The organism is Streptomyces sp. NPDC052496 (genome assembly GCF_040679095.1).
In the GTDB taxonomy this organism is placed as follows: domain Bacteria; phylum Actinomycetota; class Actinomycetes; order Streptomycetales; family Streptomycetaceae; genus Streptomyces.
This window is the reverse complement of sequence record NZ_JBFAUH010000009.1, coordinates 1-21086: the sequence shown is the minus strand read 5'-3', so window position 1 is coordinate 21086 and position 21086 is coordinate 1. Positions and strand designations below refer to the sequence as shown.

Genomic DNA, 21086 nt, shown 5'->3' with positions numbered 1-21086 from the left:
CCGGAATGGCCAGTCAGGGAAATGGCCATTCCGAGGCGCCGACCGTCAATACGTCACAGAATCTCGATGGAATTCACCTTCGGCGGACGGTTCGGGAAGGTGATCTCGGTCCAGCGGTTGATCCGCACCGAGTCGCCGTTGGCGTCGTAGTAGATCAGGTCGTTGTTGCCCGTGGAGATCTTGTCGACCCACCAGCCGCCGAAGTTGGTCCGGCCGCGGTTGGCGTAGCAGTCCACGCTCTGGCGGCCGCCGCTGTGCGACCAGATCTTGAGGAAGTTCTCGCCGCCGCGGCACTCGACCTTGTCGATCGCGTAGGCGCTACCGGTGGGCATGGTCATGGTGAACGCGGCGGCCGCGGCGAATGCCACGGCGACGGAACGTCCGACCCTCTTCTTCTTGGAAAGCACGGGGGTTCTCCTTAATTCGAATGTCGAACCGGGAGGGGGCGCGCCGCGACCGGTGAAGGCTGCCGCGCGCCGACAAAAAAGACGATCCTGTAAAGCCGCTGTAGGTGGCAATCTTCTCCGGGGCGGCGGGCTGGAACTCGACCCCGAATGTCCGGATCAGGGCTATGTTGACAAAATGTTGCGGTTAGGCCCCGCGTTCGACGATCGCGGCCTTCGGGGTCCGGCGCCCCCTTCGCGCCGGACGTGCCCCGGCCCGCCGGCCTCGGCCGATCACTCGAACGTGCACCTCAGGCCAGTGCCCGTCTCAGATAGTAGGAAGCCCAAGTAATGGGGCAGACAGCGCGGCGCCGCTGGCTTAGCTTGGTAGGAGCCGAACGTTCCGCTCGATCGAGCGGTGGCGGGTGCGGCCCGGTGTGTGCGTGCAGGTGATCCCTGCTGATGCCGTGGCCCCCGCGTCTGTCGGCGTTTCCGGAAGGACGCTTCCGTTCATCTCTCGGGGCTTTGGCATTGGAGGCGCATCATGACCAAGACCGCTGTCCGCAGGATCCGTCACTCCGCCCGCGCGACCGGCGAGGCCGACCGCAAGAACGCCGCGGCGGCGCTCCAGCGGGCGCTCGACCGCCGGGACAACGGCGGCTCGACCGGGCACTGAGCCCGGGAGCCGTCCGGTGTGCGGCGAGCGGCGGGCGCGGGCGCGCCCGCCCCGTCCGCCCCGCCCACGGCGCCCGCGTCAGCGGCGCCGTGTGACCTCGAAGCGGTCGATGCTCTCGCCGGACTCGGCGAGGGCCGTCACCTTCATCCGGGGCCGGTGCCCCGGCAGGACCTCGACCGCGATGAAGGAGTAACCGGTGTAGCGCACCCGCGACCACTGCACGGCTTCCTTCACCTTCACCTTGCCCTCGGCCCAGTGGTACGTGTCCACGTGGTCGAGGTCGCGTACGTGTCCCTCGTAGCTGTCCGGCACCGGGAAGTCGTACAGCGACTTGCCCGCGCCGCCGGCCGTCACGTACACGATGCCCTCGCGCGAGGAGTCCACCGTCTCGCCGACCGGCACCTTCTTGGTGACCCGGCCGCCCTTGAGGGCGTCGGTCCGTTCGTAGACGTGGTTGTGGCCGTTGACCACCAGGTCCACCTGGTGCTTCTCGAAGAGCGGCAGCCAGGCGTCGCGCACCCCGCCCTCGGAGGCGTGCGAGTTGGTGGTGGAGAAGGCGCAGTGGTGGAAGAAGACGACGATGAAGTCGATGCCCCGGGCGGCGCGCAGCTCGCCCAGCTTCCGGTCCAGCCACGTGGTCTGCTTGCCGCCGGTCACGCCGAGGTTGGCGGGGATCTCGTACGAGACGTCGTTGGCGTCCAGCGCGACGACGGCCACGTTCCCGTACGTGAAGGAGTAGACGCCCGGCGTGTTCTCGGCGTCCGGCCCGTTGTCCGGCAGGCTCCAGCGCGCGTTCTGGCCGCCGTACCCGTTGGGGGAGTACCAGGCTTCCATGTCGTGGTTGCCGGTGGTCACCATCCACGGCACGGTCTTGGCCACCGTCTCGGTCTGCGCCAGGAACTGGTCCCACTGGCGCGCGTCGTAGGTGTCCTGGTCGGTACCGGTGCCGTTCGGGTCGGCGTAGCAGATGTCGCCGGCGTGCAGGTGGAAGGACGGGTCCTGGCCCAGGATGAGCTGGTCGTTGGCGAGTGCGTGGTAGCTGACGCCCTGGTCGCCGAAGGCGGTGAAGACGAACCGCTCGGCGCGGGCCGGCGCGGTGCGGAAGGTGCCGAGGGTGCCGAAGTGCCGGGAGTCGGCGGGGTCGAAGCCGTCGTGGCCGACGCCGTAGTAGTACGTGGTGCCCGGCCGCAGCCCGTCGAGCGCCGCGTGCAGGTAGTACTGGTCCACCGCGGGCAGCTTCTTGCCCAGCGACGGCGTGTGCAGCTCCCGCACCTCGGCCTGGATCTTCCGGCTCAGGTCCCAGGGCCGCAGCCCCACCCGCAGGAACGGCCGCCTGACCGCGAACGGCACCTGCCACGAGACGCGCATCTGGTGCTTCGGGTCCGCGCCGAAGGCCAGGTGCCGGCCGAACGGCGCCACCAGCGAGCCGTGCACGGCGCCGGTGGCGGGGGAGGCGAGCAGGGTGGGGGAGGCGGCCTGGGCCGGGCCCGCCAGCAGGCCGCCGCCCGCGACGGCGCCGGCGGTCACGGCGGAGGTGCGCAGCAGCCCGCGGCGGGTCAGCTTCGTCCGGAGGTACTCGTGCTGCTCGGGCATGCTCATACGGCTCGCGAGCGGTTCGGGAATGCCCACGCGTGGTGTGTCCATGGAGCGCAACGTCGCATCACCGTTCGACAGTTCGGGGCCCTGCGGGTGAACGGCAGGTGTCCGGCTGCTCATCTGTCCGTATCCCGGACACCACGTGTCAAGCAATGGGACGGAGAGTAGGGTCCAGACATGTCTCGCAGCATTCGCCTCGCAGTGATCCCCGGTGACGGTATCGGCCAGGAGGTCGTCTCCCAAGGACTGAAGGTCCTCGGCGCGGCCCTCCCGCAGGACGTCAAGCTGGAAACCAAGGAGTACGACCTTGGCGCCAGGCGATGGCACGCCACCGGCGAGACCCTGCCGGACGCGGACCTGGAAGCGCTCAAGGAGCACGACGCGATCCTGCTCGGCGCGATCGGCGACCCGTCCGTACCCTCCGGCGTCCTGGAGCGCGGCCTGCTGCTGAAGCTGCGCTTCGCCTTCGACCACTACGTCAACCTGCGCCCCTCCAAGCTCTTCCCGAACACCGCCACGCCGCTCGCCGGCCGCCCCGACATCGACTTCGTCGTCGTCCGCGAGGGCACCGAGGGCCCGTACACGGGCAACGGCGGCAGCCTGCGCACCGGCACCCCGCACGAGGTCGCCACCGAGGTCAGCCTGAACACCGCGTACGGCGTGGAGCGGGTGGTCCGGGACGCGTACGAGCGGGCCGCCGCGCGCCCCCGCAAGAAGCTGACGCTGGTGCACAAGAACAACGTCCTGGTGCACGCCGGCCACATGTGGAAGAAGATCTTCGACACGGTGGGCGAGGAGTACCCCCAGGTCACCACGGACTACCTGCACGTCGACGCGGCGACCATCTTCTTCGTCACCCAGCCCGAGCGGTTCGACGTGATCGTCACCGACAACCTCTTCGGCGACATCCTCACCGACCTCGCCGCGGCCGTCACCGGCGGCATCGGCCTGGCCGCCTCCGGGAACATCAACCCCACGGGCGCCTTCCCGTCCATGTTCGAGCCGGTGCACGGCTCGGCGCCGGACATCGCGGGCACCGGCAAGGCCGACCCCACGGCCACCGTCCTGTCCGTCGCCCTGCTCCTGCGGCACCTCGGGTACGAGGCCGAGGCGGCCCGTATCGAGGAGGCCGTCGCCGCCGACCTCGCGGCACGGGGCGACACCCCCCGCACCACGGGCGAGATCGGCGACGCGCTCGCCGCCCGAGTAGCGGGCTGACGCCCGCCGCTCACCGTACGCATCTCAGCTGACGACAGCGCCGGGCCGCACCGACCCGGCGCTGTCCCGCATGTGCGCGACTGGGCTACCGCCGGGTTGGGTGCGACCATCGACCCCTGGCAGGCGCACACGGATCCGCCTCGGAACCCAGGCGTCCCACCCTCCCCGCACCACGGCATTTCCGTCCCCGGCACCTCGGGAGCGATAATCGAACGCGGAGCCGCTGTACGAGGGGAATACCGGACGTCCTGTACCGACAAGGACTTCGTGAGCGCGGCCCCACAACCTCACCGGTGAAGGACACGCACTCATGACGACGCCCACGATCGAGCTCAAGCCCTCCTCCCACCCGCTGTCCGACGCGGAGCGGGAGAAGATCCTGGCCAGCCCCGGCTTCGGCCGGTACTTCACCGACCACATGGTGACGATCAAGTGGACGGAAGGCCGCGGCTGGCACGACGCCCAGCTGGTCCCGTACGCGCCGCTGTCCATGGACCCGGCCAACATGACGCTGCACTACGCGCAGACGATCTTCGAGGGGCTCAAGGCCTACCGCCAGCCCGACGGCACCGTCGCCACCTTCCGCCCGGACGCCAACGCCCGCCGCTTCCAGGCGTCCGCACGCCGCCTCGGCATGCCCGAGCTGCCGGTCGAGACGTTCATCGAGGCCTGCGACGCGCTGGTCAAGCAGGACAAGAACTGGGTGCCGGCCAGCGGCGAGGAATCGCTCTACCTGCGCCCCTTCATGATCGCGAGCGAGGTCGGCCTGGGCGTCCGGCCCGCCAACGAGTACCTGTTCATCATCATCGCCTCGCCCGCGGGCGCCTACTTCACCGGCGGCGTCAAGCCGGTCTCGGTCTGGCTCTCCCAGGAGTACGTGCGCGCCGTGCGCGGGGGCACCGGCGCCGCCAAGACCGGCGGCAACTACGCCGCCTCCCTCGTCGCCCAGGCCCAGGCCGCCCAGCACGGCTGCGACCAGGTCGTCTGGCTGGACGCCATCGAGCGCCGCTGGATCGAGGAGATGGGCGGCATGAACCTGTACTTCGTGTACGGGAACAAGATCGTCACCCCGGAGCTGTCCGGCTCCCTCCTCCCCGGCATCACCCGCGACTCCCTCCTGAAGATCGCCACCGACCTGGGCTACGAGGCCACCGAGGGCCGTATCTCCGTCGAGGACTGGAAGGCCGCCACCGAGGACGGCTCGCTGACCGAGGTCTTCGCCTGCGGCACCGCCGCCGTCATCACCCCCGTCGGCTCCGTGAAGTCCGAGGCCGCCTCCTGGACCGTCGGCGACGGCAAGCCCGGCGAGGTCACGATGAAGCTCCGCAAGGCCCTCCTGGACCTCCAGACCGGCGCGACGGCGGACACCCACGGCTGGATGCACCCCCTGGGCTGACCCGCGTCCCCGCTTCGCCACGGCCGTCCGGCAGCTTGCCGGGCGGCCGTTCGCGTGCGGTCAGGGCCGTGTACGCCGGGCCCGCCGCTGCCGCCGACAGCAGGAAGCTGATGTCGACGCCGTCGGCCCAGGACAGCAGCGGCCCCCGGTAGAAGGGGGTGTCCACGGCGGCGAGACCGAGCGCGGAGCCGACGGCCCAGGCGAGGGCGGCCCGCGGGTGCCAGCCGGACCGGTACCAGTAACGGCCGCCCCGGGCGCGGCGGTTGCAGACCTGGAGGGCCTCGGAGTCGTACGTACCGCCGTGCCGGACGTGGCCGAGGAGGGTGATGACGGCCCACGGGGCGCCGACGGCGGTGAGCAGCAGCACGAACGAGGTCATCGTGGACTGCGCGGACCACAGGAAGTGGCCCAGGAAGACGAGCGCGGTGGCGAGCGCCGCGACCGCGTGGGTGGCCTGCCGGCGGGGGAGGCGCGCAGGCCCGCGACGAGACCGAGCCAGGTGGTGCGCAGGACGGCGCGCGAGGAGTGGCGGCGCGGCGAGAGGTGGCGGGTGCAGTCGCCGAGCAGGGTGATGAAGGCGATCGGGCCGCTGAGACCCGCGGAGACCGTGGCGAGCAGCCAGGTGGGCCAGAAGGAGTGCAGGAGCAGCGGGGTGCCGGGCGGGGGAGCGGTGGTGGAGGCGGCGCGTACGCGAGGAGGCCGAGGGCCAGGACGGCGGTCATCGTGACGACGAGGGCGCGGCTCAGGCGCAGCAGCAGCCGGTGGCCGTGCACCGCGCCGAGCATGGTGCAGGCGACGAGCAGCGCGTACACGGCGGCGTACGTCCAGCCGGAGGGGGACTCGCGTGCGGACGAACGCGAGCACGGGGAAGGTGACCGGGGGCAGTTGTTCGAACGGCGCTCAATCTGAACTATGGCCTGGTAGCGCGTCAAGGGGGGCGCTTGCTTGGCGACTCGTCGGAACCTGGTTAGAGTGCCGCACTAAAGCGGCGGAGTGCGGCGCCGCGCACCAGTCGCGGGGCGGTCCGGACGGGGGCCGTCCCGCTCCGTGCGGCCCGCCCCGTCCGGCCCCAGTCCCGCCCCGAGTCCGGAGGACCCCATGAGCACCCCCGTCGCCGACGGCTTCCGTATGCCTGCCGAGTGGGCTCCGCATGACCGGACCTGGATGGCATGGCCCGGGCCCAATGCCACCTTCGGTGAGGAGGGTGGTGCGGGCCTGGAGCGGGCGCGGGAGGCGTGGGCCGCGGTGGCGCGGGCCGTGCGGCGGTTCGAGCCGGTGACGGTCGTGGCGGGTACCGGGCAGGGCGACGGGGCGCGGCGGCTGCTCGGGCCGGGGATCGAGGTGGTCGAGCGGGCCCTGGACGACGCGTGGATGCGGGACATCGGACCGACGTTCCTGACGGACGGGAACGGGCGGCTCGCCGCCGTCGACTGGGTGTTCAACGGGTGGGGCGGGCAGGACTGGGCCCGCTGGGAGCGGGACGCGGAGATCGGCGGGTACGTGGCCGGGCTGACCGGGGCCCGTACGTATCGGTCGTCGCTGGTCAACGAGGGCGGCGGCCTGCACGTGGACGGTGCGGGGACGGTGCTGCTGACGGAGACCGTGCAGCTCGACCCCGGACGCAATCCGGGGCGGACGAAGGAGGAGGCCGAGGCGGAGGTCCACGCCTGCCTCGGCACCACGAAGGCGGTCTGGCTGCCGCGCGGACTGACCGCCGATTACGGGCAGTTCGGCACCCGCGGCCACGTGGACATCGTCGCCGCGTTCGCCCGTCCCGGCGTCGTCGTCGCGCACACCCAGCCCGATCCGGCCCACCCCGACCACGAGGTGTGCGAGGAGATCATCGGCCTGCTGCGCGCCGCGACGGACGCGCGCGGCCGGCGGCTGGAAGTGGTCGAGGTGCCCGCGCCGACCGTCGTGGAGGCGGACGGCGAGCCGGTGGACTACTCGTACATCAACCACTACCTGTGCAACGGCGGCGTGGTGCTGTGCGCGTTCGGCGACCCGCGCGACGAGGACGCCGCCGGGATCTTCCGGCGGCTGTTCCCGGAGCGGACGGTGACCCCGGTCGACGCCCGTACGATCTTCGCAGCGGGCGGTGGCATCCACTGCATCACCCAGCAGCAGCCCAAGGTGGGCACCGTCTGACGTTCCCGGAGGTTCCCGTGCCCGGACCGGTCCGCCGACCACGGCGGCGGCTCACCCAGCCGCGCGAGCAGGTCCTCGCCGCGGCCATGGCCACCATCGCCGAGGCGGGCCTGGACCGGCTGACCATGGCCGGGCTGGGCCGCGAGGTCGGGATGAGCAGCGGACACATCCTCTATTACTTCGGTACCAAGGACGAGCTGCTGCTCCAGACCCTCCAGTGGAGCGAGGAACAGCTCGGCGCCCGGCGCCGGGCCACCCTCGCCCGCCGCGTCCCGGCCCGCGAACGCCTCGACGCGCTGGTGGACCTGTACCTCCCCCAGGGGCGCCGCGACCCGCGCTGGACCCTGTGGCTGGAGGTGTGGAACCGCTCGCAGAACGTGGACGACGAGGCCCGCGAGCGCCAGCTCGACCTGGAACTGGCCTGGCACCGCGACCTGGTGGCGCTGCTGGCCGAAGGCGCCTCGAAGGGGGAGCTGCGGGCCGTGGACGCGGAGCGCTTCGCCACCCGTACGCGCGCGCTGCTGGACGGTTTCGGCACCCACCTCGTCGTCGGCCTGCCGGGCCTGGACCGGGAGCAGGTGCTGCGGCACGTGGGGGAGTTCCTGGACGAGGCGCTGCGGCCCGCGGAAGGGCTGTGACCGCGGACGCCTGACACCCGGACCAGGTTGTACGGAAAAGAGCGCATTGACCCTGTCGCCCGTGGTGCGGTTGGATCCCCTGGCGCTCCGGCGCAGGGCCGGACGCGGGTGTTTCCGGGGGGAAGCATGGCCGTGCGCAGGGGCAGAAGCAGGAGCAGGGGCAGGAGCAGACGCACGGTGCCGGGTGCGGTGGCGATCGCCGCCCTGGCCGGGGCACTGGCGGCAGGCGGTACCGGTACGTCCGCGACGGCCGCCGGCGGCCACGGGCCGCGTACCGAGCGGGTCAACACCGCGCCGGACGGGGCGCAGGCGGTCGGCGGCGGCTCGTACAACGCCGCGATCAGCCCGGACGGCCGGTACATCGCCTACGACTCCGCGGCCGACAACCTCGTGCCGGGCGACGACAACGACGGCGCCCTGGTCCACGACGTCTTCCTCCACGACCGCCGCACCGGCACCACCCGCCGCCTCAACGCCCCGCTCGGCCCGGGCAACGCCGACTTCGCCACGATCAGCGCGGACGGCCGTTATGTGGCCTTCGACGCGGAGACCGACGGCACGTACCACGTCTACGTCCACGAGATCCGCACCGGCCGCCTGGAGCGCGTGGACCTGGACCTGGACGCGGGCTTCACCGGCGGCGAGACACCCGCCCTCAGCGCCGACGGCCGCTACGTCGCCTTCCTGGGCCGGCAGGCCACCGCCCCGCCGCCGGAGGAGGAACTGGGCCGGATCTACGTACGCGACCGCCGGACCGGCACGACGCGCCGCGCCAACAGGATCCCCGCCAAGGAGGGGCGCGGCTACGACGCGCCGCGCATCAGCGCCGACGGCACCAAGGTGGCCTACCGGGAGCGCAGCCGGCGCGGCGGCGGCCCCGGCGGCGAACGCGACTGGGCCGACATCCACCTCGCGGACCTGCGCACCGGCGAGCAGCGGCAGATCGACACCACCGCCGACGGCCGGCCCGCCACCTCCGGCTCCACCGACCCGCTGCTCAGCGCCGACGGCCGCACCGTCGCCTTCAACTCCTCGGCGAAGAACATCGTGCCGGTGCCCGACGAGGCGCGCTCCTACGCCTTCGTGCGGGACGTCCGCAGCGGTGCGATCCGGCGGGTGGACGGCATCGACGGCAACCCGTACGCCGAAGCGGACGCGATCAGCCCGGACGGCCGGCGCCTGCTGCTGCACTCCTACGGCGCCGCGTACGGGCTGTACGTCAAGGACCTGAAGACCGGCAAGGACACCCTGGTCAGCCCCGGCACCGACGGCAGGCCCAGGGCGGCCACCGCCGGGCCCGACGGGATGACGCCGGACGGCCGCAAGGCCGTCTTCGAGTCGCACCTCGACGACCTGGTCGCCGACGACACCAACGACGAGACCGACGTGTTCCTGCGGCACGTCCGCTGAGGGGGCACCATGCCGTACGCAATCGCGGGCCGCGCCGCCGCCGCGCTGGTCACCGCTCTCGCCACCGCCCTTGCCGCGCCCACCGCCCCGGCGGCCCACGGCCCGGCACCGGACACCGGCACCTACCGCATCGCACGCGTCAGCGTCGCCCCCGACGGCACCCAGGGCGACGGCGACAGCCAGACCCCCGCCGTCTCCGCCGACGGCCGGTACATCGCCTTCGCCTCCGACGCGGCGAACCTCGTCCCGGGAGACACCGACCGGCTCCAGGACGTGTACGTCCGCGACTCCCGCACGGGGGAACTGACCCGGGTGGACGCGGCGTCCGCCGGAGCGCCGCCCGGCTCCTGGGCCCACGAGCCCGCACTGAGCGCCGACGGCCGCACCGTCGCCTTCACCGCCTCCCACCGCGTCTGCGACGGTCACGGCCCGTGCGGCGAAGCGTCGTACGTCTACGCCCGCGACCTGCGCACCGGCCGCACCGAGCGGGTCGACACCGGCCTCGAACCAGGCTTCGGCACCGCCTCGTACCACCCGGCCGTCAGCGCCGACGGCCGGTACGTCGCCTTCGCCGCCTCCCGTGCCGCCCGGTACCCCGGCTCGCCCAACCGCGACGTACGGGTGTACGTCCGCGACCGGGTGGCGGGCACCACCGAGCGGGTCAGCGGCCCGCCGCCGCAGGGCGCGACCGAGGCCGACTCGCCACGGATCAGCGCCGACGGCCGCCATGTCGCGTACCGGACCAACGTCCCCAAGGTGTCCGGCCGGCCGCAGACGGACGTCTACGTCACGGACCGCTCGACCGGCCGGGTGCGGCAGGCCGACGTGCCCTACGACGGCACCCCCTCGGACCGCTACTCGGTTCTCGACGACATCGGTGCCGACGGCCGGTACGTCCTGTTCACCGCCGTCGCTGCCAACCTCACCCCCGGCGACACCAACGGCGGCCGCAACGTCTTCCGCCGCGACCTGCGCACCGGGACGACCCAGCGGGTGGACGCGGCGGACCCGGCCGGCACCACCGCCGCGGGACGGCTCAGCGCCGACGGCCGGTACCTGGCGTTCCGGTCCGCCGACGGGCTGTCCTTACGCGATCTGCGTGACGGCCGGACGCGGCTCGTGCAGCCCGCCACCGACCTCCGCGACGCCGCCCTGGATGCGCACGCCCGCACCGTCGTCTTCGCCTCGTGGGCGGAGGACCTGGTTCCGGATGACACCAACGGGCGCGGTGACGTGTTCGTACGCCGTTCCTCCGCATACCCCGCAGGTAACGAAGCGTGATCGTTGCCCGCTGAACCCTTGCCGCGGCGGGCGGCGTCGGCGAGCGTGATCCGTCATGGGACGAGAGCAGTGGAAGAAGATCTGGGTCGGCTCGGCCGGCAACATGGTCGAGTGGTTCGACTGGTTCGTGTACGCCAGCTTCGCGGTGTACTTCGCCGACTCCTTCTTCCCGAAGGGGAACGACACCGCCAACCTCATGAACACCATGGGGATCTTCGCGGTCGGCTTCTTCATGCGGCCGGTGGGCGGCTGGGTGCTCGGCCGGGTCGGTGACCGCAAGGGCCGCAAGGCCGCGCTGACCCTCACCGTCACCCTGATGTCCGCCTCGGCCATCCTCATCGCCGTCGCGCCGACCTACGCGGTGGCCGGGTACGGTGGCGTCGCGGTGCTGCTCATCGCCCGCATGCTGCAAGGACTCTCGGTGGGCGGCGAGTACGCGGCCAGCGCCACCTACCTCACCGAGGCGTCCGCCCCCGGCCGGCGCGGCTTCGCCTCCAGCTTCCAGTACGTGTCCATGACCGCGGGCCAGCTCCTCGGACTCGGCCTGCAGATCGTCCTCCAGCGCACCCTGTCCGAGGACGCCCTGCACAGCTGGGCCTGGCGCATCCCCTTCATCATCGGCGCGCTCGGCGCGGCCATCGTCTTCTACCTGCGGCGCAACATGCTGGAGACGGAGGTGTACGCGCAGGACGACAGCGCGCACAGCGACCCGGCGCGCGGCACGATCAAGGCGTTGTGGGCGCACCGGCGCGAGGCGTTCCTCGTCATCGCCCTCACCATGGGCGGCACCGTCGCGTACTACACGTACACGACCTACCTCACCAAGTACCTCTCGGGCAGCGCCGGGATGGACAAACCGACCGCCTCGCTGGTCAGCTTCTGCGCGCTGTTCGTCTTCATGTGCATCCAGCCGCTGGCGGGCAAGCTCTCGGACCGGATCGGCCGCCGCCCGCTGCTGATCACCTTCGCGGTCGGCTCCACCTTCCTGACCGTGCCGATCATGACGCTGCTCCGGCACGCCGGCAGCTTCTGGCCCGCCCTCGGCCTCTCGCTGCTGGCCCTGCTCGTCGTCACCGGCTACACCTCCATCAACGCCTGCGTGAAGGCCGAACTCTTCCCCACCGGCATCCGCGCCCTCGGCGTGGCCCTCCCGTACGCCATCGCCAACGCCCTCTTCGGCGGCACGGCGGAGTACGTCGCACTGTGGTTCAAGAAGGGCGGCATCGAGTCGGGCTACTACTGGTACGTGGCCGGCTGCGCGGCGGTCTCCCTGGTCGTCTACATCACGATGCGGGAGACGCGGACGATCGACCTGAACCGGGTGAAGCAGGCGGAAGGAGAGAGCACGCCTGAACCTGCCCAGCCGAGCTCACAGCCCGCCAAATCCAGCCCGTCCGGCGCTTGAGGACACAGGATCCGTCACTCCTGGCGGCCGGCAGTCAGGCGAAATCAGCCTGTCCGGCGTTTGAGGGCACAGGAACCGTCACCCCTGACGGCCCGCAGCCAGGCGAAATCAGCCTGTCCGGCGTTTGAGGGCACAGGATCCGTCACTCCTGGCGGCCGGCAGCCAGGCCAAATCCAGCCCGTCCGGCGCTTGAGGACACAGGAACCGTCACCCCTGACGGCCCGCAGCCAGGCGAAATCAGCCTGTCCGGCGTTTGAGGGCACAGGATCCGTCACCCTTGGCGGCCGGCAGCCAGGCCAAATCCAGCCCGTCCGGCGCTTGAGGACACAGGAACCGTCACCCCTGACGGCCCGCAGCCAGGCGAAATCAGCCCGTCCGGCGTTTGAGGACACAGGACCGGCCACCCCTATGGCCCGCACTGTGAGACACCCGCCCCCCCTCCGGGAACGTATGGCACACTGACGCCGTGCCCTCCCTCGCCATCATTATTGGCAGCAGGCGCGCCGGTCCGCAGTGACCGCCCCGTACGAACCGAGTACGGCGCGGTCACCGTCGCCCCAGACCCGCGCGCAGACCTCTCGCATCCGCGAGGGGTCTTTTCGTTTCCGGCACCACCTTCGCCGGAGGCGGAGCGCGAGGGACCATGAGGGGGCGGTGGAACCGGGTATTCCGGTAACCCGAGACCTCGACAGGAGCCAGACCAGCATGACGGACGCACCCGAACCCGGACCCGCGTTGTCCGACGCCTTCCACGTCTTCGACACGACGCTGCGCGACGGGGCCCAGCGCGAAGGCATCAACCTGACGGTGGCGGACAAGCTGACCATCGCCCGGCACCTGGACGACTTCGGTGTGGGCTTCATCGAGGGCGGCTGGCCCGGCGCCAACCCCCGGGACACCGAGTTCTTCCAGCGGGCCCGTACGGAGATCGCTTTCCGGCACGCGCAGCTGGTCGCCTTCGGCGCCACCCGTAAGGCGGGCGTGCGGGTCGAGGACGACCCGCAGGTCGCCGCGCTGCTGGAGTCGCAGGCGCCGGTCGTGACGCTGGTCGCCAAGTCGCACGTGCGCCATGTGGAGCTGGCGCTGCGCACCACGCCGGAGGAGAACCTGGCGATGGTGCGGGACACCGTCGCGTACCTGCGGGCACAGGGCCGCCGGGTCTTCCTGGACTGTGAGCACTTCTTCGACGGGTACGCCCTCGACCCGGCGTACGCCAAGGAGGTCGTCCGCACCGCGCGCGAGGCCGGCGCCGACGTGGTGGTGCTCTGCGACACCAACGGCGGCATGCTCCCCGCGCAGGTCGCGGCCGTCGTACGGACGGTGCTGGCGGACACCGGGGCGCGGCTGGGCATCCATGCCCAGGACGACACCGGCTGCGCGGTGGCCAACACCCTCGCCGCCGTGGACGCGGGCGCGACCCACGTGCAGTGCACCGCGAACGGTTACGGCGAGCGGGTCGGCAACTCCAACCTCTTCCCGGTCGTGGCGGCCCTGGAGCTGAAGTACGGGCGCCGGGTGCTGCCCGAGGGCAAGCTGGCCGAGACCACCCGGATCTCGCACGCCATCGCCGAGGTCGTCAACCTCACGCCGTCCACGCACCAGCCGTACGTCGGGGTCTCCGCCTTCGCGCACAAGGCCGGGCTGCACGCCTCCGCGATCAAGGTCGATCCGGACCTGTACCAGCACATCGACCCGGCGCTGGTCGGCAACAGCATGCGGATGCTGGTCTCCGACATGGCGGGGCGCGCCTCCATCGAGCTCAAGGGCAAGGAGCTGGGCTTCGACCTGAGCGGCGACCGGGAGCTGGTCGGCCGGGTGGTGGAGCGGGTCAAGGAGCGGGAGCTGGCGGGCTACACGTACGAGGCCGCCGACGCCTCCTTCGAGCTGCTGCTCCGCGAGGAGGCGGAGGGCCGGGCGCTGCGGTACTTCCGGGTGGAGTCGTGGCGGGCGATCGTCGAGGACCGGCCGGACGGTACGCACGCCAACGAGGCGACGGTGAAGCTGTGGGCCAAGGGCGAGCGGCTGGTGGCCACCGCCGAGGGCAACGGACCGGTGCACGCGCTGGACCGGGCGCTGCGGGTGGCCCTGGAACGGATCTACCCGGAGCTGGCCGGGCTGGAGCTGGTGGACTACAAGGTCCGCATCCTGGAGGGCCGGCTGGGCACCGGTTCGATCACCCGCGTCCTGGTGTCCACCAGTGACGGGCAGGGGGAGTGGTCGACGGTCGGCGTCGCCGAGAACGTCATTGCCGCGTCGTGGCAGGCGCTGGACGACGCGTACGCGTACGGACTGATGCGGGCCGGGGTCGAGCCGCAGGAGTGACCGCACGGCGCCGGGACGACCGCGGCCCCGTACCGGTCCTTGGGGGAGGAGCCGGGACGGGGCCGCGGGGTTCTCGGGGTTCCGGGTCAGGCGGTGGCCTTGACGGCGGAGATGTCGAAGGTCAGCTTGACCTTGTCGCTGACCATCACACCGCCGGTCTCCAGCGCCGCGTTCCAGGTCAGGCCCCAGTCGGAGCGCAGGATCTCGGCGCTGCCCTCGAAGCCGACGCGCTCGGCGCCGTACACGTCGGTGGCGGCGCCCTGGAACTCCAGGTCGATGGTGAGCGGCCGGGTGACGTCCTTGATCGTCAGGTCGCCGGTGACGCGGTACGTGTCGCCGCCCACCCGCTCGGCGGCGGTGGAGCGGAACGTCATCAGCGGGAAGGTGTCGGCGTCGAAGAAGTCGGTGCCGCGCAGATGGGCGTCGCGGTCGGCGATGCCGGTGTCGACGGAGGCGATGGTGACGTCGACGGTGGCGGTGGAGCGGGCCGGGTCGGCGTCGTCCAGGTGCAGGGTGCCCTCGTGGGTGCCGAAGGCGCCGCGGACGTTGGTGACCATGGCGTGCCGGACCGTGAAGCCGATCCGGCTGTGGGCCGGGTCGATGGTGTAGTCGCCGGTCAGCGCGGTGAGGTCGGGGCCGGCGTCGAGGACGGCGGTGGCCCGGTCGGTGGTGGCGTGGCCGGCGTCGGCGGCGCGCTTGCGGTGGAACAGAGCCATGGCTCCTCCTCGAAGACGGGATGCTCGAACAAGGTTGTTTAACCTTCAACGAGATCGAGCCTAGCGCTATCTAGTTCAAGTTTCAACATCTGTCCCGTGGGGGAGTGATGCGATGTCCCGCGGCGGACATGTCATGGGCATTGTCGAAGTGCGCGGCCCGTGGCAGGGTCTCAGCCGTCGGACACCGTTCAACCAGCCCCGATCCGTACGCAGTTGACGCTCACGGAGAGGACGGACCGTGCCGCCTTCCCCCGTCTGGTCCCGCCGCGGCTTCCTCGGCTTCTCCGGAGCGGGCGCCCTCGGCCTCGCGCTGACGCCCGCGCTCGCCGGACCGGCCCCCGCCGCGCACGCCGCCGACGGCGACCCGTACGAAGCCCTGCGCCGCCGCTGGCTCGGCATCCAGCTCGGCACCGGCTTCGACCCCGCCGCCGAGCCGTACGCCGCCCGCCTGAAGGAGACCGGCGAGCTGGCCCGCGGCTTCCGCGCGGCCATGCGCCCGGCCACCGGATCGCTCTGGCCCGACAGCCCCTTCGACCCGCCGGCCGGCATCACCCGCAGCTACAGCCGGCTGGCCACCATGGCCCGGGCGTACCTCCAGCCCGGCACCGGCCTGACCGGCGACGCGGGCCTCGCCGCCGACGCCGTCCGGGGCCTGGACCACGTGCACGACGCGGTCTACCACGCCGGCACCGCGCGGTACGGCAACTGGTGGGAGTGGCAGATCGGCAGCCCGCGGCTCCTCCTGGACACCGTCGCGATGCTCCACGACCAGCTCGGCGCGGACCGGCGGGAGCGGTACCTGGCCGCCGTCGACCACTTCGTACCGGACAGCATGCTCGGTGACTACACCGGCACCAGCACCGGCGCCAACCGCGTCGACCTGTGCCGCGTCGTCGCCCTGCGCGGCATCCTCGGCCGGGCCCCGGCGAAGACCGCGCTGGCCCGTGACGCGCTGTCCCCGGTCTTCCCGTACGTCACCAAGGGCGACGGCCTCTACGCCGACGGCTCCTTCGTCCAGCACACCTGGGTCGCCTACTCCGGAACCTACGGCTTCGTCCTCCTCGACGGCCTCGGCCGCCTCTTCACCCTGCTCGCCGGGACCGACTGGGCCGTCACCGACCCGAAGCGCCAGATCATCTTCGACAGCGTGGAGCACGCCTACGCGCCGCTGCTCTACAACGGCCTGATGATGGACAGCGTCAACGGACGCGCCATCAGCCGCGGCTTTCTGCGCGCGGACGAGCGCCGGGTGATGCGCAGTGACCACTTCCACGGCCACGCCCTGGTCGCCGCCGTCACCCTGCTGGCGGAGGCGGCCACGCCCCGGGAGCGGGAGCGCTGGCAGGCGATGGTCCGCGGCTGGATCCGGCGCGACGTGAGCTACCCCGTGCTCGCCGACCGGCAGTACGAGATCGCCGACCTCGCCCGCCTGAAGGCGCTCGCGGACGACGGCGGCCCGGTCGCGCCGGAGCCCGTCGCCCACCGGCTCTTCCCCGCCATGGACCGGGCCGTGCACCGCCGCCCCGGCTGGGCCGCCGGCCTGGCCATGGCCTCGGACCGCATCACGTACTACGAGAACGGCAACGGCGAGAACCCGCGCGGCTGGCACACCGGCGCCGGAATGCTCTACTGGTGGGGCCGCGACTTCGCGAACGCCCAGTACACGGACGCGTTCTGGCCCACCGTCGATCCGTACCGCCTGCCCGGCACGACCGTCTCCGCCAAACGGCTCGCCGACAACGAGGGCGGCGGCTGGGGCGCGCCCAAGCCGGCCGCGCGGTGGGTCGGCGGCACCACCGACGGGGAGTACGCCGTGGTGGGACAGGACGTACGCGGCCTGTCCGCCACCCTGCGCGCCAAGAAGTCGTGGTTCTTCGCCGCGGACTGCGTCGTCTGCCTGGGCGCCGGCATCACCTCCCGCGACGGGGTGCCCGCCGAGACGGTCGTGGACAACCGGAACCTGGGCGCGGCGGGGAAGCAGGCGCTGACCGTCGACGGCGTACGGCAGCCCGCGGCACCCGGCCGTCCGCTCGCCTTCCCGCGCGCCCGCTGGATCCACCTGGCCGGGCACGGCGGGTACGTCTTCCCCCGCGTCCCCGGCGCCGGGGAAACCGCCCTGCACGCGCTGCGCGACACCCGGACGGGCGCCTGGAGCGACATCAACACCGGCGGCTCGCCCGAACCGTTCACCCGGCGCTACCTGACCCTCTGGATCGACCACGGCACCGACCCGGCGGACGCCGCGTACGCGTACCTGCTGATGCCCGGCGCGGGCCCGCGCGCCCTCGCCGCCCGGGCCGCCGACCGCCACTGGCTGACCGTCCTCGCCAACACCGGCCGGTGCCAGGCCGTCGCCGTCCCGTCGCTCGGCCTGACCGCCGCGAACTTCTGGCAGGCCGGTGCGGCGGGCGGAGTGACCGTCTCGGCACCCGCGAGCGTCCTGCTGCGCGAGCGGCCGGCCCAGGCCGCGTACGGGCGGCACGGCGGCCGCACGGCGTCACTGTGCGTCGCCGAGCCGCCGCGTACCGGCACGCCCTTCGAGGTGGTCTGGCGCCGTCCGGTCCGCGCCGTGCTCACCGCCGGGCCCGCCGTCACGGTCCTGGCGACCACCCCGGCGCTGCGGCTGCGCGTCACTCCGGGCACCGCCTGCACCAGCCACACCTGCACCGTCGCCCTGCGCTGACCGGCCGTTCCGCCTGGCCACGGCGGCGCCGACGCGCCGGCCGGGGTTCCGCGGCGCCCGGTCAAGCAGTGGACTGCCACAACGCCACGCGGGCGCGTTTTGTCGGGCCCATACATACCGCTGAGGCAGTCCGGCGTGCCGACCAGGGGTGACGCAGGCCTCGTCCAGGACGCTTCTGTGCTGCCTGCCCACCAAATCGCTTCCGACGTTGTACGAAACCGACATCGGTTCCGGAGGGTCCGGCCACGTACCGTCGATACATGACCACTGTCGAAGATGTGCCCGCCGAGGCGAACGACGCCCGCGGGCGGGTCGCCGAGCTGCACGCCATCCGTGAGCAGGCCCGGCGCGGCCCCAGCGAGCGGGCGACCGAGGCGCAGCACGCCAAGGGCAAGCTCACCGCGCGTGAGCGGATCGAGCTGCTGCTGGACGAGGGTTCCTTCCGGGAGGTGGAGCCGCTGCGGCGGCACCGGGCCACCGGATTCGGCCTGGAGGCCAAGAAGCCCTACACCGACGGTGTGATCACCGGCTGGGGCACCGTGCACGGGCGCACCGTGTTCGTCTACGCCCACGACTTCCGGATCTTCGGCGGCGCGCTGGGCGAGGCGCACGCCACGAAGATCCACAAGATCATGGACATGGCCATCGCGGCCGGCGCCCCGCTGGTGTCGCTGAACGACGGCGCCGGCGCCCGTATCCAGGAGGGCGTCTCGGCGCTGGCCGGGTACGGCGGCATCTTCCAGCGCAACACCAAGGCCTCCGGCGTCATCCCGCAGATCAGCGTGATGCTCGGCCCGTGCGCGGGCGGCGCGGCCTACAGCCCGGCGCTGACCGACTTCGTGTTCATGGTCCGCGAGACCTCGCAGATGTTCATCACCGGCCCGGACGTGGTGCGCGCGGTCACCGGCGAGGAGATCACCCAGAACGGCCTGGGCGGCGCCGACGTGCACGCCGAGACCTCGGGCGTGTGCCACTTCGCCTACGACGACGAGGCCACCTGCCTCGAAGAGGTCCGCTACCTCATCTCCCTGCTGCCGTCGAACAACCGGGAGAACCCGCCGTCGGTGGAGTGCGAGGACCCCGCCGACCGCTCCGGCGACACGCTGCTGGACCTGGTGCCGGCCGACGGCAACCGCCCCTACGACATGCGCGCGGTGATCGAGGAGCTGGTCGACGACGGCGAGTTCCTGGAGATCCACGAGCGCTGGGCCACCAACATCATCGTGGCGCTGGCGCGGATGAACGGCGAGGTCGTCGGCCTGGTCGCCAACCAGCCGCAGTCGCTGGCCGGCGTGCTGGACATCGAGGCGTCCGAGAAGGCCGCGCGGTTCGTGCAGATGTGCGACGCGTTCAACATCCCCATCGTCACGCTGCTGGACGTGCCCGGCTTCCTGCCCGGCGTCGACCAGGAGCACGGCGGCATCATCCGGCACGGCGCCAAGCTGCTGTACGCGTACTGCAACGCCACCGTCCCGCGGATCTCCGTGGTGCTGCGCAAGGCGTACGGCGGCGCCTACATCGTCATGGACTCGCAGTCCATCGGCGCGGACCTGACCTACGCCTGGCCCACCAACGAGATCGCGGTGATGGGCGCCGAGGGCGCGGCCAACGTCATCTTCCGCAAGCAGATCGCGGAGGCGGACGACCCCGAGGCGATGCGGGCGCGGATGGTCAAGGAGTACAAGTCCGAGCTGATGCACCCGTACTACGCGGCCGAGCGCGGCCTGGTCGACGACGTGATCGACCCCGCCGAGACCCGCGAGGTCCTCATCCGCTCCCTGGACATGCTCCGCAACAAGCACGCGGACCTGCCCGCCCGTAAGCACGGCAACCCGCCCCAGTAAGGCGCGCAGGCCCGCCCCGTAGGGCGCGCAGGCCCGCCCGGCACGACAGCCACCGACCGGCCCCCGACCGGACCTTTCGCAGACCGGAGAAACGACGTGACCACTCCCGTTCAGACCAGCCCCATCCGCGTGGAGAAGGGTGAGGCCAGCGAGGAGGAGCTGGCGGCGCTGACCGCCGTCCTGCTCGCCCGTGCCGCCCACCGGCCGGAGGCCGCCGTGCCGGGCCGCCGCCGCGCCACCGCCGCGCGCTGGCGCCGGCTGGAGCGCCAGCACGGCTTCCGCGGTGCCGGCAGCTGGCAGCGCTGAGCACAGCCGTCACACCGGGCCCGGTACTCCTCGTGAGTGCCGGGCCCGACTGCTTTCTTCGCGCGTCGTACGCCGTTGCTGCGGCGGCCGAAACAAGGCGTAGGTTCGCACCGACTCCGGGGCCGGGAGCTGTCCAAGACGTGCTCCCCGTGCTGACATGCGCTCGTCATTCCGCTCCTGTCGTCCCGCACTCCGGGCCGCGGGAGCCGGCCACAGGACGACCGGAAGGAAAATCCCATGCTCCGCACCCTGGGTGTCGGTGCCGCCGCGGCATCGCTGCTGCTCCTCGCCGGGTCGGCGTCCCCCGCCACCGCACAGGCCCCCCGCTACGGCGAAGAGGCACCGCCGACCGGCCAGATCACCATCACGGTCGCCACCGTCAACGGCTCGGGCTGCCGGCCCGGCAGCGCCGCGGTGGCCGTCGCGCCCGACAACACCGCGTTCACCGTGACGTACAGCGAATACCTCGCCCAGGCGGGCAAGGACAGCAGACCCACGGACTCCCGCAAGAACTGCCAGATCGCCCTGAACGTCCACGTCCCCCAGGGCTTCACCTACGCCATCGCCAAGGCCGACTACCGCGGCTACGCGCAGCTCGCGCCCGGTGCCGTCGGCCTGGAACAGGCGGGCTACTACTTCCAGGGCAGCTCCGAGACCGCCCGCAAGAGCCACCGGTTCACCGGCCCGTACGACGCCAACTGGCAGGCCTCGGACGAGACCGGGATCGACGCGCTGGTCTACGCCCCCTGTGGCGAGAAACGGTACTTCAACATCAACACCGAGCTGCGCGTGGACGCCAAGGGCTCCGACCCCAAGCTGACCAGCTACATGGCGATGGACTCCACCGACGGCAGCATCAACACCAAGTACCACTTCGCGTGGAAGCAGTGCCCGAGGTAGGCACACAGGCAGCACAGAGCCCCCGCACCGCCGGTGCGGGGGCTCGTCCCATCGGTGGCCGCACTAGCGCAGACGGGCCATGAGGGCGTGTTCGACCAGGGTGATGAGGGCGCTCTTGGCCTCGCTGCGGTGGCGGGCGTCGGTGGTGATGATCGGTGCGTCGG

16 protein-coding genes and 2 pseudogenes are annotated in these 21086 nt (G+C 72.0%); 13 read left to right on the top strand and 5 right to left on the bottom strand.

Annotated elements, in window-relative coordinates; translation table 11 throughout:
- Positions 1-53 precede the first annotated feature (53 nt).
- Entirely contained in the window at positions 54-407 is a 354-nt protein-coding gene (locus AB0L45_RS14445) for a beta/gamma crystallin domain-containing protein (RefSeq protein WP_365839574.1), read from the bottom strand.
- A gap of 520 nt (positions 408-927) precedes the next feature.
- Between AB0L45_RS14445 and AB0L45_RS14440 the strand changes: the two genes are divergently transcribed.
- On the top strand, positions 928-1059 hold the full coding sequence (locus AB0L45_RS14440) for a hypothetical protein (protein ID WP_274535863.1): 132 nt from the start codon (positions 928-930) through the stop codon (positions 1057-1059).
- A gap of 78 nt (positions 1060-1137) precedes the next feature.
- Here AB0L45_RS14440 and AB0L45_RS14435 read toward each other — a convergent pair whose 3' ends face one another.
- The gene (locus tag AB0L45_RS14435) at positions 1138-2703 is read right to left on the bottom strand and encodes a fibronectin type III domain-containing protein (RefSeq protein ID WP_365839571.1); all 1566 of its coding nucleotides are present in this window, start codon (positions 2701-2703) and stop codon (positions 1138-1140) included.
- Between the two features lie 129 nt (positions 2704-2832).
- Between AB0L45_RS14435 and AB0L45_RS14430 the strand changes: the two genes are divergently transcribed.
- Both AB0L45_RS14430 and AB0L45_RS14425 read left to right on the top strand, forming a co-directional pair.
- Positions 2833-3873, top strand: coding sequence for a 3-isopropylmalate dehydrogenase (locus tag AB0L45_RS14430; protein ID WP_365839569.1), 1041 nt, complete (start codon positions 2833-2835; stop codon positions 3871-3873).
- 310 nt (positions 3874-4183) lie between these two features.
- Complete coding sequence (locus tag AB0L45_RS14425; protein WP_365839567.1) at positions 4184-5269, top strand: branched-chain amino acid aminotransferase; 1086 nt, start codon at positions 4184-4186, stop codon at positions 5267-5269.
- Here AB0L45_RS14425 and AB0L45_RS14420 read toward each other — a convergent pair.
- Positions 5184-6099: pseudogene (locus AB0L45_RS14420) on the bottom strand (cytosine permease); the annotation flags it as partial. The gene AB0L45_RS14425 and the pseudogene AB0L45_RS14420 overlap by 86 nt on opposite strands.
- A gap of 268 nt (positions 6100-6367) precedes the next feature.
- Between AB0L45_RS14420 and AB0L45_RS14415 the strand changes: the two are divergent.
- From AB0L45_RS14415 to cimA, 6 genes are all read left to right on the top strand, one after another.
- Positions 6368-7417, top strand: coding sequence for an agmatine deiminase family protein (locus AB0L45_RS14415; RefSeq protein WP_365839565.1), 1050 nt, complete (start codon positions 6368-6370; stop codon positions 7415-7417).
- Positions 7418-7434: 17 nt separating this feature from the next.
- The gene (locus tag AB0L45_RS14410) at positions 7435-8055 is read left to right on the top strand and encodes a TetR/AcrR family transcriptional regulator (RefSeq protein ID WP_365839563.1); all 621 of its coding nucleotides are present in this window, start codon (positions 7435-7437) and stop codon (positions 8053-8055) included.
- Between the two features lie 177 nt (positions 8056-8232).
- Entirely contained in the window at positions 8233-9465 is a 1233-nt protein-coding gene (locus tag AB0L45_RS14405) for a hypothetical protein (RefSeq protein ID WP_365839561.1), read from the top strand.
- Positions 9466-9474: 9 nt separating this feature from the next.
- Positions 9475-10746, top strand: a complete 1272-nt coding sequence (locus AB0L45_RS14400; protein ID WP_365839559.1) for a hypothetical protein — start codon at positions 9475-9477, stop codon at positions 10744-10746.
- Positions 10747-10801: 55 nt separating this feature from the next.
- Entirely contained in the window at positions 10802-12151 is a 1350-nt protein-coding gene (locus AB0L45_RS14395) for an MFS transporter (RefSeq protein ID WP_365839558.1), read from the top strand.
- Positions 12152-12856: 705 nt separating this feature from the next.
- Positions 12857-14473, top strand: coding sequence for a citramalate synthase (gene cimA / locus AB0L45_RS14390; RefSeq protein ID WP_365839556.1), 1617 nt, complete (start codon positions 12857-12859; stop codon positions 14471-14473).
- Positions 14474-14559: 86 nt separating this feature from the next.
- On the opposite strand, the gene AB0L45_RS14385 is transcribed toward cimA, so the two are convergent.
- Positions 14560-15189 (bottom strand): YceI family protein, encoded by a 630-nt coding sequence (locus AB0L45_RS14385; RefSeq protein ID WP_365839554.1) that lies wholly within the window; start codon positions 15187-15189, stop codon positions 14560-14562.
- A 238-nt stretch (positions 15190-15427) separates the two neighbouring features.
- Here AB0L45_RS14385 and AB0L45_RS14380 point away from each other — a divergent pair, with 238 nt between their 5' ends.
- From AB0L45_RS14380 to AB0L45_RS14365, 4 genes are all read left to right on the top strand, one after another.
- Complete coding sequence (locus AB0L45_RS14380) at positions 15428-17872, top strand: polysaccharide lyase 8 family protein (protein ID WP_365839552.1); 2445 nt, start codon at positions 15428-15430, stop codon at positions 17870-17872.
- 260 nt (positions 17873-18132) lie between these two features.
- Entirely contained in the window at positions 18133-19716 is a 1584-nt protein-coding gene (locus tag AB0L45_RS14375; protein WP_365839550.1) for an acyl-CoA carboxylase subunit beta, read from the top strand.
- A gap of 96 nt (positions 19717-19812) precedes the next feature.
- Positions 19813-20022 carry an acyl-CoA carboxylase epsilon subunit gene (locus AB0L45_RS14370; protein ID WP_365839548.1) on the top strand — a complete coding sequence of 70 codons (210 nt, stop codon included), beginning with the start codon at positions 19813-19815 and terminating at the stop codon, positions 20020-20022.
- 237 nt (positions 20023-20259) lie between these two features.
- Complete coding sequence (locus AB0L45_RS14365) at positions 20260-20922, top strand: DUF4360 domain-containing protein (protein ID WP_365839546.1); 663 nt, start codon at positions 20260-20262, stop codon at positions 20920-20922.
- A gap of 63 nt (positions 20923-20985) precedes the next feature.
- Here AB0L45_RS14365 and AB0L45_RS14360 read toward each other — a convergent pair.
- Positions 20986-21086 (bottom strand): annotated as a pseudogene (locus AB0L45_RS14360) (ATP-binding protein); the annotation flags it as partial.

Bases quoted from the DNA above. Each gene is read 5' to 3' on its own strand.
- AB0L45_RS14400 (WP_365839559.1), top strand. From the start codon at position 9,475: ATGCCGTACGCAATCGCGGGCCGCGCCGCCGCCGCGCTGGTCACCGCT.
- AB0L45_RS14425 (WP_365839567.1), top strand. From the start codon at position 4,184: ATGACGACGCCCACGATCGAGCTCAAGCCCTCCTCCCACCCGCTGTCC.
- AB0L45_RS14365 (WP_365839546.1), top strand. From the start codon at position 20,260: ATGCTCCGCACCCTGGGTGTCGGTGCCGCCGCGGCATCGCTGCTGCTC.
- AB0L45_RS14440 (WP_274535863.1), top strand. From the start codon at position 928: ATGACCAAGACCGCTGTCCGCAGGATCCGTCACTCCGCCCGCGCGACC.
- AB0L45_RS14375 (WP_365839550.1), top strand. From the start codon at position 18,133: ATGACCACTGTCGAAGATGTGCCCGCCGAGGCGAACGACGCCCGCGGG.
- AB0L45_RS14395 (WP_365839558.1), top strand. From the start codon at position 10,802: ATGGGACGAGAGCAGTGGAAGAAGATCTGGGTCGGCTCGGCCGGCAAC.
- AB0L45_RS14385 (WP_365839554.1), bottom strand. From the start codon at position 15,189: ATGGCTCTGTTCCACCGCAAGCGCGCCGCCGACGCCGGCCACGCCACC.
- cimA (WP_365839556.1), top strand. From the start codon at position 12,857: ATGACGGACGCACCCGAACCCGGACCCGCGTTGTCCGACGCCTTCCAC.
- AB0L45_RS14415 (WP_365839565.1), top strand. From the start codon at position 6,368: ATGAGCACCCCCGTCGCCGACGGCTTCCGTATGCCTGCCGAGTGGGCT.
- AB0L45_RS14430 (WP_365839569.1), top strand. From the start codon at position 2,833: ATGTCTCGCAGCATTCGCCTCGCAGTGATCCCCGGTGACGGTATCGGC.
- AB0L45_RS14435 (WP_365839571.1), bottom strand. From the start codon at position 2,703: ATGGACACACCACGCGTGGGCATTCCCGAACCGCTCGCGAGCCGTATG.